Annotated in this window: 16 protein-coding genes; 3 read left to right on the top strand and 13 right to left on the bottom strand. The window is 67.7% G+C overall.

The window, feature by feature from the left end; genetic code table 11:
* Nucleotides 1–314 (top strand): hypothetical protein (locus tag NX068_RS09975; RefSeq protein WP_263461120.1); only part of this gene is annotated, 314 nt, incomplete at its 5' end.
* Here the strand turns inward: NX068_RS09975 and NX068_RS09970 are convergent.
* The 3 genes from NX068_RS09970 to NX068_RS09960 all read right to left on the bottom strand — a co-directional run bounded on the left by NX068_RS09970 (nt 286) and on the right by NX068_RS09960 (nt 4,970).
* Nucleotides 286–3,351 carry an efflux RND transporter permease subunit gene (locus NX068_RS09970; protein ID WP_263461119.1) on the bottom strand — a complete coding sequence of 1,022 codons (3,066 nt, stop codon included), beginning with the start codon at nt 3,349–3,351 and terminating at the stop codon, nt 286–288. The two genes, NX068_RS09975 and NX068_RS09970, sit on opposite strands and share 29 nt — an antisense overlap.
* The gene (locus tag NX068_RS09965) at nt 3,348–4,331 is read right to left on the bottom strand and encodes an efflux RND transporter periplasmic adaptor subunit (RefSeq protein WP_263461118.1); all 984 of its coding nucleotides are present in this window, start codon (nt 4,329–4,331) and stop codon (nt 3,348–3,350) included. Before NX068_RS09965 ends, NX068_RS09970 begins: the two co-directional genes overlap by 4 nt.
* 171 nt (nt 4,332–4,502) lie before the next feature.
* Nucleotides 4,503–4,970 carry an Lrp/AsnC ligand binding domain-containing protein gene (locus NX068_RS09960; RefSeq protein WP_068638563.1) on the bottom strand — a complete coding sequence of 156 codons (468 nt, stop codon included), beginning with the start codon at nt 4,968–4,970 and terminating at the stop codon, nt 4,503–4,505.
* 132 nt (nt 4,971–5,102) lie between these two features.
* Here NX068_RS09960 and NX068_RS09955 point away from each other — a divergent pair, with 132 nt between their 5' ends.
* Both NX068_RS09955 and alr read left to right on the top strand, forming a co-directional pair.
* The gene (locus NX068_RS09955; RefSeq protein ID WP_263461117.1) at nt 5,103–6,413 is read left to right on the top strand and encodes a D-amino acid dehydrogenase; all 1,311 of its coding nucleotides are present in this window, start codon (nt 5,103–5,105) and stop codon (nt 6,411–6,413) included.
* Nucleotides 6,414–6,506: 93 nt separating this feature from the next.
* Nucleotides 6,507–7,568 (top strand): alanine racemase, encoded by a 1,062-nt coding sequence (gene alr / locus NX068_RS09950; RefSeq protein WP_263461116.1) that lies wholly within the window; start codon nt 6,507–6,509, stop codon nt 7,566–7,568.
* A gap of 42 nt (nt 7,569–7,610) precedes the next feature.
* Here the strand turns inward: alr and ccmI are convergent, their stop codons facing one another.
* The 10 genes from ccmI to NX068_RS09900 form a co-directional block, all read right to left on the bottom strand.
* A complete protein-coding gene (gene ccmI / locus NX068_RS09945; RefSeq protein WP_263461115.1) occupies nt 7,611–8,840 on the bottom strand; it encodes a c-type cytochrome biogenesis protein CcmI in 1,230 nt (409 codons plus the stop codon).
* Nucleotides 8,837–9,388: a cytochrome c-type biogenesis protein gene (locus NX068_RS09940; RefSeq protein ID WP_263461114.1), complete on the bottom strand. Its 552-nt coding sequence runs from the start codon at nt 9,386–9,388 to the stop codon at nt 8,837–8,839. The genes ccmI and NX068_RS09940 overlap by 4 nt, the downstream gene beginning before the upstream one ends.
* A gap of 1 nt (nt 9,389) precedes the next feature.
* Entirely contained in the window at nt 9,390–9,983 is a 594-nt protein-coding gene (locus NX068_RS09935) for a DsbE family thiol:disulfide interchange protein (RefSeq protein WP_263461113.1), read from the bottom strand.
* Nucleotides 9,984–10,002: 19 nt separating this feature from the next.
* On the bottom strand, nt 10,003–11,976 hold the full coding sequence (locus NX068_RS09930) for a heme lyase CcmF/NrfE family subunit (protein WP_263461112.1): 1,974 nt from the start codon (nt 11,974–11,976) through the stop codon (nt 10,003–10,005).
* 1 nt (nt 11,977) lies between these two features.
* Nucleotides 11,978–12,424 carry a cytochrome c maturation protein CcmE gene (gene ccmE / locus NX068_RS09925; RefSeq protein WP_068638577.1) on the bottom strand — a complete coding sequence of 149 codons (447 nt, stop codon included), beginning with the start codon at nt 12,422–12,424 and terminating at the stop codon, nt 11,978–11,980.
* Entirely contained in the window at nt 12,421–12,669 is a 249-nt protein-coding gene (gene ccmD / locus NX068_RS09920) for a heme exporter protein CcmD (protein ID WP_263461111.1), read from the bottom strand. The genes ccmE and ccmD overlap by 4 nt, the downstream gene beginning before the upstream one ends.
* A complete protein-coding gene (gene ccmC / locus NX068_RS09915) occupies nt 12,669–13,439 on the bottom strand; it encodes a heme ABC transporter permease CcmC (protein ID WP_263461110.1) in 771 nt (256 codons plus the stop codon). Before ccmC ends, ccmD begins: the two co-directional genes overlap by 1 nt.
* 63 nt (nt 13,440–13,502) lie before the next feature.
* A complete protein-coding gene (gene ccmB / locus NX068_RS09910) occupies nt 13,503–14,171 on the bottom strand; it encodes a heme exporter protein CcmB (RefSeq protein ID WP_068638583.1) in 669 nt (222 codons plus the stop codon).
* Nucleotides 14,165–14,791: a cytochrome c biogenesis heme-transporting ATPase CcmA gene (gene ccmA / locus NX068_RS09905; protein ID WP_263461109.1), complete on the bottom strand. Its 627-nt coding sequence runs from the start codon at nt 14,789–14,791 to the stop codon at nt 14,165–14,167. The genes ccmB and ccmA overlap by 7 nt, the downstream gene beginning before the upstream one ends.
* An 84-nt stretch (nt 14,792–14,875) precedes the next feature.
* Nucleotides 14,876–15,556 carry a c-type cytochrome gene (locus tag NX068_RS09900; protein WP_263461108.1) on the bottom strand — a complete coding sequence of 227 codons (681 nt, stop codon included), beginning with the start codon at nt 15,554–15,556 and terminating at the stop codon, nt 14,876–14,878.
* Nucleotides 15,557–15,572 lie beyond the last annotated feature (16 nt).

Genomic DNA, 15,572 nt, shown 5'->3' with positions numbered 1-15,572 from the left:
GACCAACAGACAACTCCCTGTCAACCACCCCGAACCGCCTTCCTGAAAAACAAAAACCAGAAAAACAACCCGAAAAATCCCGCCTCCAAACCCACCCGGAAGCCCCGCATCACCCAAAATCAAACCCGGGCGCCGCGAGAAAGATCGGCATTATAGACACCAACACAAAACCGTCAACAACAACGAACAACAGGAATATTGATCTGCTCATGAGTCAGAAGACGCGCCGATGCATGAGCAAGCGATGCGGTCGCTTGCCTCCCATGCATGCCTGTCACGCCGCCATTACGCCGCAGGCGGCACTACCAGCCTGAACCACAGCGCGTAAAGCGCCGGTACGAACAACAGCGTGATCGCCGTTCCCACTGCCACGCCGCCGATCAGCACATAGGCCAGCGGCCCCCAGAAGGTGTCCAGCGTCAGCGGGATGAAAGCGAAGGCTGCCGCCAGCGCGGTGAGGATCACCGGCCGGGCCCGCTGCACCGCGGCTTCGACGACGCTGTCGAACGCTTCCATGCCTGCCTCCAGATTGTCGGCAACCTGCTGGGTGAGGATCAGGGTATTGCGCATCAGAATGCCCGCCAGACCGGTCAGGCCGAGCAGGGCGACGAAGCCGAAGGGCTGATTGAACAGCAGCAGCGCCAGCACCGCGCCGATCAGGCCCAGCGGCGCCGTGGCGACAACGATGAAAGTACCGGAAAAGGACCTCATCTGCAGCATGATGAAGACCAGCATGAAGGCCACCATCACCGGCTGCAGCTTCTGGATGGACGCATTCGCCTTGCCCGACTGCTCGACCGCACCGGAGATGTCCAGCCGATAACCCTGCGGCAGCTCGGCGCGCAGCGGCGCCAGCGATTTCCACAATGCCTCGGTGACGTCGTTCGGCTGTGCACCCTCGATTTCGGCTTGCACCGTCAGCTCGAACTCGCGGTTGTAGCGCTTGATCACCGGCTCCTCGAACCTGACTTCGATGCTGCCCAGCTGCCCGGCAGGCAGCTTGCGCCCATCGGGCGTGAGGACCTCGAGTGCCGACAGGCTATTGGCATCGAGCCGCTGCCCGCCGCTGGCGCCGCGTGCGACGACATCCACCGTGCGCACGTCCTGGCGGACCTGGGTCACGCGCAGGCCATCGAGCTGGAACTGCAGCTGCTGCGAGACATCCTGCGGCGTCAGGCCGAGCAGTCTCAACCTTGCTTGATCCATGGCGAGGTGCAGCACCGGGACTCTTTCATCCCACTCGAGGTGCGGATCGACCACGTGCGGATTGGACGCCATGATTTCGCGCACCTGATGGGCGATGCGGCGCAACTCCTGCGCCTCCGGCCCGACCACGCGGAACGCCACTGGCCAGACCACCGGCGGGCCGAACAGCAGGCGGGACACCCGTACACGCGCCTCGGGGAACTCGCCTTCTTCGATACGCCGCTGCAGTTCGGCCATCACCCGGGTCCGCGCCTCGACGCCTTGCGTCACCGCGATGATCTTGGCAAAGGCCGGATCCTGCGGCTCGGGGTTGGCAGACAAAAAGAAGCGCGGCGCCCCGCCGCCGATGTAGCTCGACAGCGTTCGCACTTCGGGCATCGGCGCCAGGATCGCTTCCAGCTTGCGCACCGCCGCATCGGTGTTGCCGATGCTGCTGCCTTGCGGCAGATACACGCTCACCAGCACCTCGGGCCGATCCGAACTGGGAAAGAACTGCTTCTGCACGAGCGCGATCATGCCGGCGACCGCCGCCGCAAGCAGCAGCACGGTCGTGAACACCACCGTCCTGCGCCAGTTGACGCACCAGGCGATGAGGCGGCGCAAGCGCCGGAACATCGGCGTCTGGTATACGTTCGCATCGCCATGCGGGTGCTCGTGCGCCACCTCGGGCAGCATCTTCACGCCCAGATAAGGCGCGAACACCACCGCCACCAGCCACGACACCAGCAAGGACACTGCCAGCACCCAGAAGATGTTGCCGGCGTATTCGCCCACCGACGAACGTGCGAAGCCGATCGGCAGAAAGCCCGCCACCGTGACCAGGGTGCCGAACAACATCGGCGCTGCGGTCACGTTCCAGGCATGCGCAGCCGCATGCATGCGGCTCCAGCCCTGCTCCATCTTCACCAGCATCATTTCGACGGCGATGATCGCGTCGTCCACGAGCAGGCCCAGGCCGATGATCAGGGCGCCGAGCGACACCCGATCCAGGTTGATGCCCATCAGCTTCATGATCAGGAAGGTGATGCCCAGCGTCACCGGCACCGCGATCCCGACCACCAGTCCGGCGCGCCAGCCGATGGCCAGCATGCTGACGGCCACGACCACGGCCACCGCTACCAGGAACTTGAGCTGGAACAGATTGACCGCGCTGGCGATGGCTTCCGACTGGTTGGTCAGCACCTCCAGCGACAGCCCCAAAGGCAGGCGTGCACGTTCGGCTTCGATGAATTCGGCGAGATGCCTGCCCAGTACCAGGCCGTTCTCACCCTTGTTCATGACCGTGCCGAGCAGCAGCGCATCCTCGCCCCGCGAACGCACCAGATAGCTCGGCGGATCCTCGTAGCCGCGATGCACGCTGGCGATGTCGCCGAGCCGGAACACCCGATCGCCCACCCGCAGCGGCACGGCGGCAAGCTGCGCCGGATCGGACAGATCCGCATCGAGCCGAAGATTCAGGCGCGGCCCCTCGGTTTCCATGCTGCCCGCCGGCAGCAGCCGATTGTGGGCCGAGATGGCATCGAACACCGCTTGTGGCGACAGACCCAGATTGACCAGCGTCGCATTGTCGAACTCGAGGAACACACGCTCGGCACGCTCACCCAGCACCAGCGCCTTGTGCACCCCGGGCACGTGCTGCAGGCGGTCGCGGATTGCCTCGGCCTCCCGCGTCAGTTCGCGCATCGGCATGCCGGGCGCAGTCAGGGCGATCAGGCTGAAGTAGGTGTCGGCAAAATCCTCATTGACGATCGGCCCGATCGCCCCTGCAGGCAAGCGGCCGGCCTCCTCCAGCATGCGCTTGCGCACTTCGTACTTGAGATCGGGCACCTGCGCGGCCGGCGTGTAGTCGTGGAACTCGACCTGCAGGTTGGCCATGCCCGCGCGCACCGTGGTGATGATGCGGTAGATGTTCTCGACCTCCTGGATGCGCTTTTCCAGCCGGTCGACCACCTGCTCCTGCATCTCCTGCGGTGTGGCGCCGGGCCAGACCGCATTGACCACCAGCACCCGCATGGTGAACGCCGGGTCCTCGGCGCGCCCCAGCGACAGGAAGGCATAGACGCCCGCCAGCACTGCGAGGACGAGAAAGAACAGCGTGACCGAGCGCTCGCGCACGGCGAGTGCGGACAGGTTGGGGAAGCTCATCGAGCCAGCTCCCGCACCTTCATGCCTTCGGTCAACAGATGGGTGCCCAGCGCCACCACGGAGTCGCCCGTCGCCAGCGCACCGCGTACCTGCGCCAGTTCGCCGTCGATGCGCTGCACATCGACCGGCACGGCTTCGACGATGCCGTCGCGCACGCGCCAGACGCGCGCGCCCTCGCCACGCTCGTTGAGTGCCGCGAGCGGCACGACGAAGCCGCCTTCGGCCTGCTGTTCGACATGGAAGCGCGCACGCAGCACGGCGCCCAGTACCAACTCATTTCGCGCCCCCTGCACCGTGTAACGCGCCCGCAGCGTGCGGCCCTGGGGTTCGACCGCGCCGGCCGTTTCGCGCAGGACCAGCGGCAAGCTCATGTCCCCGTCCAGCAGGGCAAGGCCTTCAGCCGGCGGCGCCACGCCTGCCGGAAAATGCACTTCGAGCTCCCGTTCGCCTGCCTGCGCCAGCAGCGCCACGCGCTGGCCGACGCCGACGACCTGGCCGGGCTCGCCAGCCACATCGACCAGCACACCCGCCGCCGGCGCCTGCAAGCGGGCATAACCCAGGGCGTTACGCGCCTGCACCAGGCGCGCTGCAGCCGCCTCCCGCCGTGTCTGCGCTTCGCGCCGGGCCAGTTCGAAACGCTCGGTGGCCTGCTCGCTGGTGTAGTTGCGCTCCCTCAGTTGCCTGGCGCGCGCCAGATCGGCAACCGCCGTGGTCAGCGCCGTCTCGGCCGCCGCCAGATCGGCTTCGGCCGCGCGAACGCCTTGTTCGAGATCATGGGTATCGAGCTGAAACAGCAACTGTCCGGCTGCAACCTGCTCACCCGCATCGACCGCACGACGGACGATGCGCCCGCCGACCTGGAAGGCCAGCGGCGACTCCACCCGTGCCCGCACCGTGCCGGACAGACCGAGATCGGCCTTGGCAGCCGCCCCCACTTGTGCCGTCCTGACGAAGGGCGGCGCCTTCTCTGCCTCTGGCAAGGGCGCCTTGTCACAGGCAGACAGCGCCAATACACCAAGGGAGAACAAAAGCGTCGAGCAGCGCATGGCAGTTCCGTATCCGGGGCGAATCGTCCGATCACATCGATCCAGGGCCTTCCTGTTCCTGGAAAGGGAAACATTATCCTTCTCTGATACAGCTTGCCACCCTGCTCACGGCTCGGGCGGCAGATAAAGGCTTTCCTTCACCTCTTCCATCACCACGTAGCTGCGCGACTCGGCCGCCGACGGCAGCTTGAGCAGGATGTTGCCGAGCAGGCGGCGATAGTCGCTCATTTCGGCGATGCGCGCCTTGATCAGGTAGTCGAAATCACCCGACACCAGATGGCATTCCATCACCTCCGGCACATAGGCCAGTTCCTTCTTCACCCGGTCGAAAGTGTCGTTCGACTTCGCCGACAGCTTCAGTTCGACGAACACCAGCAAGGGCCTGCCGAGGGCGCGCGGATCGACACGGGCGTGATAGCCGGTGATGACGCCTTCGCGCTCGAGACGGCGCACACGCTCGGTGCACGGTGTCGCCGACAGGCCGACGCGCTGGGCCAGCTCGGTCATCGACAGCCGCCCTTCCTTCTGCAATAGATCGATGATCTTCCGGTCCACACGATCGAGTTCGCGCATTTCGCTGCCCTCGCCGAAAAACAGCTGGATGAACGATTGATTCCACCATTCATCACATGTTTATAAGTGAAAAACACTGCTTGAACTTGCCTAGACTGCATACATCCAACGGCAATCGGGCAGGAGCCAGCCATGCATGTGATCGTACTCGGAAGCGGCGTCATCGGCACCACCACGGCGTGGTATCTCGCCCAGCGCGGGGCACGCGTGACCGTGCTGGAACGCCAGCCCGGCGCCGCGCTCGAAACCAGCTTCGCCAACGCCGGCCAGGTATCGCCCGGCTACTCGACGCCCTGGGCGGCGCCCGGCATTCCGCTGAAGGCGCTCAAATGGCTGTTCCAGCGCCACGCCCCGCTCGCCATCCGTGCCGACGGCAGCCTGTTCCAGTTGCGCTGGGCGCTGCAGATGCTGGCCAATTGCAGCGCGGACCGCTATGCGCTCAACAAGGAGCGCATGATGAGGCTGTCCGAGTACGCTCGCGACTGCCTGCGCACCCTGCGCAGCGAAACCGGCCTCCACTACGAGGAACGCAGCCTCGGCACCCTGCAGCTGTTCCGCAGCCAGGCCCAACTGGACGCCGCCCAGCGCGACATTGCCGTGCTGCAGGAATGCGGCGTGCCTTTCGAACTGCTGAGCGCCGCGGAACTCATCGGCGCCGAACCGGCGCTCGCCCGCAGCCGCAGTCCGCTTGCAGGCGGTTTGCGGCTGCCGAACGACGAAACCGGCGACTGCCATCTATTCACCGCCCGGCTTGCCGACATGGCACAGAAGGCCGGCGTGGAATTCCGCTTCGGCGTCGATATCCGCGAAATCCTGACCGGTGGCGGCGGCGTGATCGGCGTGCGCATCGGCACCGGCGAGCACAGCCAGGTTCTGGCGGCAGACCGCTACGTGCTCGCACTGGGCAGCTATTCGCGCCAGATGGCGGCCGGCCTGGGTCTGGATCTGCCGGTCTATCCGGTCAAGGGCTACTCCCTGACCGTACCCTTGACCGATCCCGACGCGGCCCCACGCTCGACCGTGCTCGATGAAACCTACAAGGTCGCGGTGACGCGCTTCGACCAGCGCATCCGCGTCGGCGGCATGGCCGAACTCGGCGGCTTCGACCTGCGCCTGAATCCGCGCCGCCGCGAAACGCTCGAAAAAGTGGTGACCGACCTGTTCCCGCACGGCGGCGACATCGCCGGCGCGCAGTTCTGGACCGGCCTGCGGCCGATGACGCCGGACTCGACCCCGATCATCGGCGCCACGCCCTACCCCGAGCTGTTCATCAACACCGGCCACGGCACCCTGGGGTGGACGATGTCCTGCGGTGCCGGCGCGCTCCTCGCCGACTTGATCACCAGCCGGCAGCCGGCAATCCGCCATGACGACCTCGGCCTGCGCCGCTATGGCCGCGAAGCCGTGCGACGCGCACAAGGCCTGAGCCTGTCGCCGGCCTGACACAAGCCTGCGGCAGGCACCGCAGACCATCCGCATTGCGGCGCGCTGCAGTTGGGCGCACCATGTGCGCCCCGCCTCCACTGGATTGAAACGATGCGCCCCGCCCGCGCCCTGATCGATCTCGCCGCTCTGCGCCACAACTATCGTCTCGCCCGCACGCGCCATGGCACATCGGCGCTCGCCGTGGTCAAGGCCAATGCCTACGGCCACGGCGCGGTGCGCTGCGCCCGCGCACTGGCAGAAGAAGCCGACGGCTTCGCGGTGGCCTTCCTCGACGAGGCGCTGGAGCTGCGCGCAGCCGGCATCACCGCCCCGATCCTGTTGCTGGAAGGCGTGTTCGATGCGCTCGAGCTGGCGGATGCCGTCCGCCACGAACTGTGGGTGGTGGTCCACCACGAAGCCCAGCTGCGCATGATCGAGACCACCCCGCTGGCGATGCCGCTGCATATCTGGCTGAAGGTCAACAGCGGCATGAACCGCGCCGGCTTCGTCGGCGCCGATGTCGCCGATGCCTGGCAACGGCTGCAGGCGAGCGGCAAGGTGCGGGAAATCACGCTGATGACGCACTTCGCCCGCGCCGACGAGCCGCAGGTCGTCTCCACCGCCGAGCAGCTCGAATGCTTCGACGCCGCCACCCAGGGCCTGGCCGGTACCCGCAGCCTGGCCAACTCCGCCGCCATCCTGGGCTGGCCCCGGGCGCACCGCGACTGGGCGCGCCCAGGCATCCTGCTCTATGGCGCCGACCCGATGCCCGGCGAGGCCAACGGCCTGCAGCCGGTGATGACGCTGGAAAGCGCGGTAATGGCGGTACGCGAGATCGAAGCCGGCGACGCGCTCGGCTATGGCGGCCGTTTCGTCGCCGAACGGCGTACGCGCGTGGGGCTGGTGGCGATGGGCTATGCCGACGGCTATCCGCGCAGCGTGCCCGACGGCACGCCGGTCGCCATCGACGGCCAGCCGGGCCGCCTGATCGGCCGCGTGTCGATGGACATGCTGACGGTGGATCTCACCGATCTGCCCGCGGCAGGCGTCGGCAGCCGGGTGGAACTGTGGGGCAGGCAGGTGCCGGTCAACCGCATCGCCGCGGCGGCGGGCACCATCGCCTACGAACTGCTGTGCAACGTCAAGCGGGTACGCTTCAGCTACCAGGACTGACGCTATCCGGCGGGCAGGGAAATACTGCCCGCCGGACAATGATCACGGCCGCACGCGGTCGATCTTGACGATGATTCCGCTGGCGTCGGCAGCGGCAGGCAGGGCCGGGCTTTCGAGGTCGCCGCTGTTCGCGGTGGCGTTGCCGCTCCTGGAAACGCGGGCGCCGACGACGACACGCTCGGGCAGCGGTCCATCGTTGCCCATCATCATCGCCGCGCCGTCGAACGAGAAGTCCCGCGGCAGCTCGCCGGCCTTGAAGCGCAGCGCCGCCAGCGGCGGACCGCCGCCTTCGTTGCGGGCGAACACGAACACCACGTCGTCCGGCTTCAGTTGATCGAGCAGCGCCGCGTCCACTTCGAGGCGGCCGGATAGCGTCAACCGGCCGCCACTCGGCGCCGGCGCGGCCGCAGCTTCGGCCAGCGGCGGCATGCCCGCCTTGGCCCGCGCCTCGTTCACGCTGGCGCGGACGCCGCGGGCGACGTCCTCGCCCGGCGGAATCTGCTCCAGGATTTTCTCCCAGTGCGCGGCGGCAGCCGTGTAATCGCCTTTCTGGTAAGCGGCCGTACCGACCAGCGCCAGCGCCTTGGGGTGCGCAGGCGCGATCGCCAATGCCTTCGCCGCCAGCTCCTCGGGCTCGCCCACCACCGTGCCCTGCGTCGCAGCGACGACGTCGGCCCAGTCGGCATACACGTCCGGCTCGTTCGGCTCCAGTTTCGACAGCTTCTCGTAGGCCACGACCGCCTTCGGGAAGTCCTGCAGCACCGTATAAGTACGGGCCAGCATCATCCAGCCTTCGGCATTGTCCGGCTCCTGCTGCAGGCGGGTTTCCAGCTTGCCCACCATGTCGGCGATCTGCTCCTTGGAGAAGCCCTGCTGCGCAGCCACCACGTTAGCAGGATCCAGCCCCTCCGGCTCACCGAACGCCAGGTAGCCGGCCACCGCCAGCACCGGTACGCTCAGCGCCAGGCCCACGGCCCAGCTACGCTCGGCGCGGGTGTCGGCGGAATGGGCTCGCTCGGCCGCGGCCTCGCCTTCTTCCAGCGCGCGCCGCTCGACTTCCTCGCGGCTCTTGGCGTGGGTGGCGGCATCGATGCGGCCGGCGGCGAGATCGGCATCCAGTTCGGCCAGTTGTTCGCGCAGTACCGCCAGCACCAGCTGGCTCTGCTCGGCCTGTTCGCGCTGCGCGCGGCCGCCGGCACGGAACAGCGGCGGCAGGATCCAGAGCAGAGCGCCGGCCACCAGCAGGCCGGCAAGAAGAATGAAGACGGTCACGAACGGGACTCCGGAGATTCAGATGAGGACTGCTTCGCATCACCGGCGAGCAGTTCGCGGGCGCGGCGGCGCTCGGCCTCGCTCAGGCCATGCATGGCGGCAAGTTCGCCCTGGCGCCGGCGCAGCCGCCAGGCCAGCCAGCCTGCGCCGCCCACCAGCAGCAGCACCGGACCGCCCCACAGCAGCAGCGTCGTGGCCTTGAACGGCGGGTCGTAGAGGACGAAATCGCCATAGCGGGCCACCAGATAATCGATCACGTCGTTCTTGCTGCGGCCGGCGGCGAGCTGCTCGCGCACCTGGTCGCGCAGATCGAGCGCAAGCGGCGCGTTCGATTCGGCGATCGACTGGTTCTGGCACACCAGGCAGCGCAGCTTGTGCGATAGCTCCATCACGTCGGCTTCGAGCTGCGGATCGGCCGCCACGGTGGGCGCGGCACCCGGCCCGGCGCTTTGCTGCGGCATCGCAGCCTGCTGCGCGACGGCGGGCAATGCCGCCGCCAGCAGCACGGCAACGGCAACGGCCAGCCGGCGGACAGGCTTCACGAACATCTCAGCCCGCACGGCGCACCTCCTCGATCTTCGGCATGATCACCTGCTGCAGGCTCTCCGGCGTGATCGGGCCGATGTGCTTGTAGCGGATGCGGCCTTCGCCGTCGATCAGGAAAGTCTCGGGCACGCCGTAGACACCGAAGTCGATGCCGACGCGGCCGTCGATGTCGAGCACCGACAGCACGTAGGGGTCGCCATGGTCGTCGAGCCAGCGCTGCGCGCGCTCGATCGCCAGCGCCGTCTCGGCTTCCAGCGCCATGCCGCGCGCGTTGATCGCACCGTCGCCACGCACTTCCTTGTAGTTGAGGCCGACGACCGGCACCAGCTTCTGCTGCGCCATGCGCACCAGCACCGGATGCTCCTGCCGGCAGGCCACGCACCACGACGCCCACACGTTCAGCAGCCACACCTGGCCCTTCATTTCCTCCAGCGCGAAGGGCCGGGCGGGATCGTCGAGCCGGGCCAGGCTGAACGCCGGCGCAGGCTTGTCGATCAGCGGCGAAGGCACTTCACGCGGGTTCAGAGTGAGGCCGAAGGCGAGGAAACCCGCGAGGGCGAAAAACAGGAGCAGGGGGACGAGGAATTTTGCTTTCATCGGGAGACTTCCGTGCCGCTCAGGCGACACGCTGGTTGGCCGCCACCGTCGCCTCGCGTGCGGCGAGGCGGCGGTAACGGCGGTCGGCGGCGGCGAACACGCCACCCAGGCCCATCATGATGCAGCCCAGCCAGATCCAGCTGATGAAGGGCTTGTAGTAGATGCTGACGATCCAGCTGCCGTCCTCGATCTGCTCGCCGAGCGACACATACACGTCGCGGAAGGGACCGATGTCGATCGAGGCTTCGGTCATCGGCATGCCCTGCGCCAGGTACAGCCGCTTCTCCGGCGTCAGCGTGGCGATCGCGCGCTCGCCGCGGGTGACGTCGATGGTCGCGCGCGCCGCATCGTAGTTGGGGCCGTCGGCATCCCGCACGCCGCGGAAGGTGAAGGTGTAGCCGGCGAGCTCGGCGTGCTGGCCGTTCTGCATCTTGACGTCGACGTGCGCCTCCAGGCTGCCGACCAGGGTCACGCCGATGATGAACACGCCGACGCCGAGGTGCGCCAGCCACATGCCCCACCAGGCGGCGGTGATCGAACGCAGCCGTGCGCCCATCGCCGCACCGGCGCGCTCGGTGATGCGCCCCACCAGCAACAGGATGCTGGCCAGCACCACCCAGGCCGCCAGCGACAGGCCGAGCACGGTGCGCCAGCTGACGTGGTCGACGGCGTAGGCCGTGCCGAGGCCGATCAGCACGCTGGCGACGAAGGCCGGCGCCACCTTGCGCACCGCCTTGGCCAGGTCGTCGTCCTTCCAGCGCAGGAAGGGGCCGAACATCATCAGCACCACCACCGGCGTCATCAGCGGAATGAACACCGACTCGAAGTACGGCGGTCCGACCGAGATCTTGCCCATGCCCAGGGCGTCGAGGAACAGCGGATACATCGTGCCCAGCAGCACCGAGGCCGAGGCCACCGACAGCAGCACGTTGTTGCCCAGCAGCGAAGTCTCGCGCGACACCAGGCTGAAGCTGCCGCCGCCGCCGAGCTTCGGCGCCCGCCAGGCGTACAGCAGCAGCGACACGCCGATGACGATCACCAGCAACGCGAGGATGAACAGGCCTCGCTTGGGATCGGTGGCGAAGGCATGCACGCTGGTGATGACGCCCGAACGCACGATGAAGGTGCCGAGCAGCGACAGCGAGAACGCACTGATCGCCAGCAGCACCGTCCAGCTGCGGAAGGCGCCGCGCTTTTCGGTGACCGCCAGCGAGTGCATCAGCGCGGTGCCGAGCAGCCAGGGCATGAAGGAGGCGTTCTCGACCGGATCCCAGAACCACCAGCCGCCCCAGCCCAGCTCGTAGTAGGCCCAGCCCGAGCCGATCGCGATGCCGGCGGTCAGGAACACCCAGGCCACCGTCGTCCACGGCCGCGACCAGCGCGCCCAGGCGGCATCGAGCCGGCCGCTCAGCAGCGCGGCGATGGCGAAGGCGAAGGCCACCGAGAAGCCCACGTAGCCCATGTAGAGCAGCGGCGGGTGGATGATCATGCCCGGGTCCTGCAGCAGCGGGTTCAGGTCGCGGCCGTCGGGCACCGCCGGCAGCAGGCGCTCGAAGGGGTTCGAGGTCACCAGCAGGAAGGACAGGAAACCGGTGCTGACCCAGCCGAGCACGCCCAGCACGCGGGCGACGAAGGCATCGGGCAGGTTGCGCGAGAACACCGTGACCGCGACCGTCCACAAGGACAAGGACATCGCCCACAGCAGCAGCGAGCCTTCATGGTTGCCCCAGACGCCGGTGATCTTGTACATCAGCGGCGTGGCGCTGTGCGAGTTCGCCGCCGCCAGCTGCACGGAGAAATCGCTCTGGATGAAGGCCCAGGTCAGACAGGCGTAGCTGAACAGGATGAAGAAGAACTGCCCCTGCGCCGCCGGCCGACCGACGGCCATCAGCGCCAGGCGGTTGCGGCTGGCGCCGATCATCGGCACGATGGCCTGCACCAGGGCGAGAACGAGCGCGAGAACGAGCGCGAAGTGTCCGAGTTCGGGGATCATGTCACTGGCTCACCGTTTCCGCGGCCTTGGCCGCCTGCTCCACTGCATGCGCCGCTTCCGGCGGCATGTAGTTCTCGTCGTGCTTGGCCAGCACTTCGGTGGCACGGAAAGTGCCATCGGCTTCCAGCTTGCCCTGCACCACCGCGCCCTTGCCTTCCTTGAACAGATCGGGCAGCGTGCCGCGGTAGCTCACCGGAATCACCCTGGCGGTGTCGGTGATGGCGAAGCTGACGGTCAGGCCGTCGGCCTCGCGCCGGATCGAGCCTTCCTCGACCATGCCGCCGACGCGGAAGGTCTTGCCGGTCGGCGCCTTGCCCTCGGCCACTTCGCTGGGCGTATGGAAGAACACCAGGTTCTGCTGGAAGGCGCTCAGCACCAGGGCAACGGCGGCGACCAGCAAGGCCACCCCGCCGCCGACCAGCATCAGACGTTTGCTACGGGCTTTCATGTTTCCGACTCCATGGCGGGCACGGACGCGCCGCCCTCTTTTGCCGAACCTCTAGCTGAGGCTCTTGCTGAATCCTTGCCGACGGCGCGCCGCCAGCGCAGCAGCCGTGTGATGGTGTCCTTCCGACGCCGCAGCACCAGCACGAGTTCCAGCGCCATCAGCGCGAACGTGACACCGTAGCTGCCCCAGACGAAATACGCCGCGCCGCCCATGTTCCAGAACGCGGACCAGCTCTCCCACTGCATCAGGCACGCCCCCCTTGCGCTTCGCGCTCGAGCACCGCGCCGACCCACTCGGTGTGGCGTTCGCGTTCGAGGATCATCGACCGTGCCCGCCACAGCACCACCGCGATGGTGTACATCCAGGCGGCGATCGCCATCACCAGCATGCCGAGCAGCATGGTCGCCGCCATCGACGGCGCCTTGTTCAGGCTGACCGAGGCGCCCTGGTGCAGGGTGTTCCACCACTGCACCGAGAAATAGATGATCGGCACGTTCACCGCCCCGACCAGGGCGATGATGGCGCCGGCGCGGTCGGCGCGGCGCGGATCCTCGATCGCCCGCGTCAGCGCGATGAAGCCGAAGTACAGGAACAGCAGCAGCAGCTGCGAAGTCAGGCGCGCATCCCACACCCAGTAGGCGCCCCAGGTCGGCTTGCCCCACAGCGCGCCGGTCCACAACGCGATGAAACAGAACATCGCCCCGGTCGGCGCCAGCGCCTGGCTCATGATGAAGGACAGGCGGGTGTTCATGACCAGGCCGACGGCGGACCAGAAGGCCATCACCAGATAGACGAACATCGACATCCAGGCCGCCGGCACGTGGATGAAGATCACGCGGTAGACCTCGCCCTGAGTGGCGTCGGTAGGCGCCACGAAGAAGCCGAGCCACAACCCGACCACGCCCAGCACCAGCGCGGCCGCGGCGAAACAGGGCGCGAGACGGCCGGCCAGCGGATAGAAGTTGTGCGGCGCCGCGAAGCGGAAGATGCTGCGGCTGCGCTCTGGTGAATTCATGCGTCGACTACTCGTTGTTGGTACGTTCCACCGGCCGCTCTGCCGCCGGTGCGGGGTTCATCGTCAATCCGTCGAAATCCTCAGTGCCGCCGCGCAGGCCCACGGCGCCAGCGCCAGCGCACCCGCCAGGCCGCCGCCCAGCAGCAGCAGATGGGCCGCGGCACCGGTGCCCGAGGCCTCCGCCTCGACCGCGCCGGCGCCGAAGATCAGCACCGGCACGAACAGCGGCAGCACCAGCAGCGCCAGCAGCATGCCGCCGCCACGCAGGCCCAGCGTCAGTGCGGCGCCGACGGCACCGAGCAGACCCAGGATCGGTGTCCCCAGGGCCAAACTTAAGACCAGCACCGGCAAGGCGCCTTGCTCAAGGTCAAGCAGCAGCGCCAAACCGGGCGCCACCGCCACCACCGGCAGGCCGGTGCTGAGCCAGAAGGCCAGCACTTTCGCCGCCACCCACAGTGCAGCAGGCTCGCTAGACAGGAGAAGCTGCTCCAGGGTTCCGTCGGCGTGGTCCTGCGCGAACAGCCGGTGCAGCGACAGCAGGCAGGCAAGCAGCGCGGCAACCCACAGCACGCCGGGCGCGATTGCCCTCAACTGGTTCGGTTCGGCGCCGACGCCGAAGGGGAACAGGCAGACGACGATGACGAAGAAAGCGAGCGTGACCAGCACATCGGCGCGGCCGCGCCAGGCCAGCAGCAGGTCGCGCCGCAGCACGGCGAGGAAGGTGCTCAGCATGCGTAGGCTCCGACGTCGAGCACGCGCGGCGCCACCGCGAAGGGCGCATCCTGGTGCGTGGTCAGCATCACCATGCCGCCGCCGGCGCAGTGGTCCGACAAGGCCTGGGCCAGATCGGCCACCGCCTTGACATCGAGCGCGGTGAAAGGCTCGTCGAGCACCCACAGCTTGCGCCGCGCCGACAGGAACAAGCGCGCCAGGCCGACGCGGCGGCGCTGGCCCTGCGACAGCACGCGGGCCGGCAAGTCGAGCTGGTTCGCCAGGCCGATGCGCACCAGCGCCTGGGTACAGGCCTCCTCGTCGCTGCCGTCGCCCGCGGCGGCACAGGCGAAGCGCAGGTTCTCGAGCGGGCTCAGCAAGTCGTTGATCGCGGGTGCGTGGCCGAGATAGAGCAGTTCGCGATGGAAAGCTTCGCGATCGCGGCGGATCGGCGTGCCCTGCCAGCGCACCTCGCCGGCCTCGGCCAGCGCCAGTCCGGTGACCAGCCGCAGCAGGCTGGTCTTGCCGACGCCGTTGGGGCCGGCGACGCGCAGCAGCTCCCCCGCCTGCAGGCGAAAAGCGAGGCCGCGAAACAACAGGCGATCGCCTTTCAGGCAGGCGAGATCATCTACTTCGAGCATGGTGCAGGATTGAACCACAACAAGCGGCCCCGCGGAACGCGCGGCGCCGCCTGAAGCGCAAATCCTTTCGCGATGGTTCCGGAACTAGCGCCCGGCCGCCGGCAGCGCCAGCCTCGACATGTAGTCGCTGACCGCCTTCAGGTCCTCGTTGCTGTAGTCGCGGATCACGGCGACCATCTTCGGGTTGGCGTTGCGCCGCTCGCCGTCGCGGATCATCACCGCCTCCTTGTACAGGTAGGCGTAGTGCTGATGCGCCACCAGCGGATAGAACTCGTCCGCCCGGCCTTCGCCGTTGTCGCCGTGGCAGTTGGCACAGTCGTTGTCGTAGAGCTCGCGGCCGCGCGCCAGGCGGTTGCCGCTGCCCTTGCCGTTGTCGAGCGAGATCGGCAACTGGCTGAGATAGGCGGCGATGTTGGCCACGTCCTCGACCGACACCACCCATTCGCCGACGAAGGGATGCATCTTCGGGTTGTCGCGGCGGCCCGCGCGCACGTCCATCATCTGCTTGATCAGCACCGAGGCGTGCTGGCCCGCCAGGCTGGGATAGATGGCGTCGGCGCGCCCGGCACCGTCGGGCTGGTGGCAGCCCTGGCAGACTTCGTAGGCGATCTTGCCCTGCCCGATGTCGGGACGGTGCGCGAGCGCGGCATCCTTGTCGGGATCGGGCTGGTTCCAGACGTAGCCGCTGGATTCGATCCCCGGCGCGCGCGGCGCGCTGCCGGTCTGCGCCACGGTCGAGCCACAGGCCACGAGCAGCAGGCTCATGGCGGACAATGCGTAT

Source organism: Thauera carbonicopians, from assembly GCF_025699485.1.
Lineage (GTDB): Bacteria > Pseudomonadota > Gammaproteobacteria > Burkholderiales > Rhodocyclaceae > Thauera.
The sequence above is the reverse complement of the archived record's forward strand: the minus strand, read 5'-3'. Positions and strand labels throughout refer to the sequence as shown.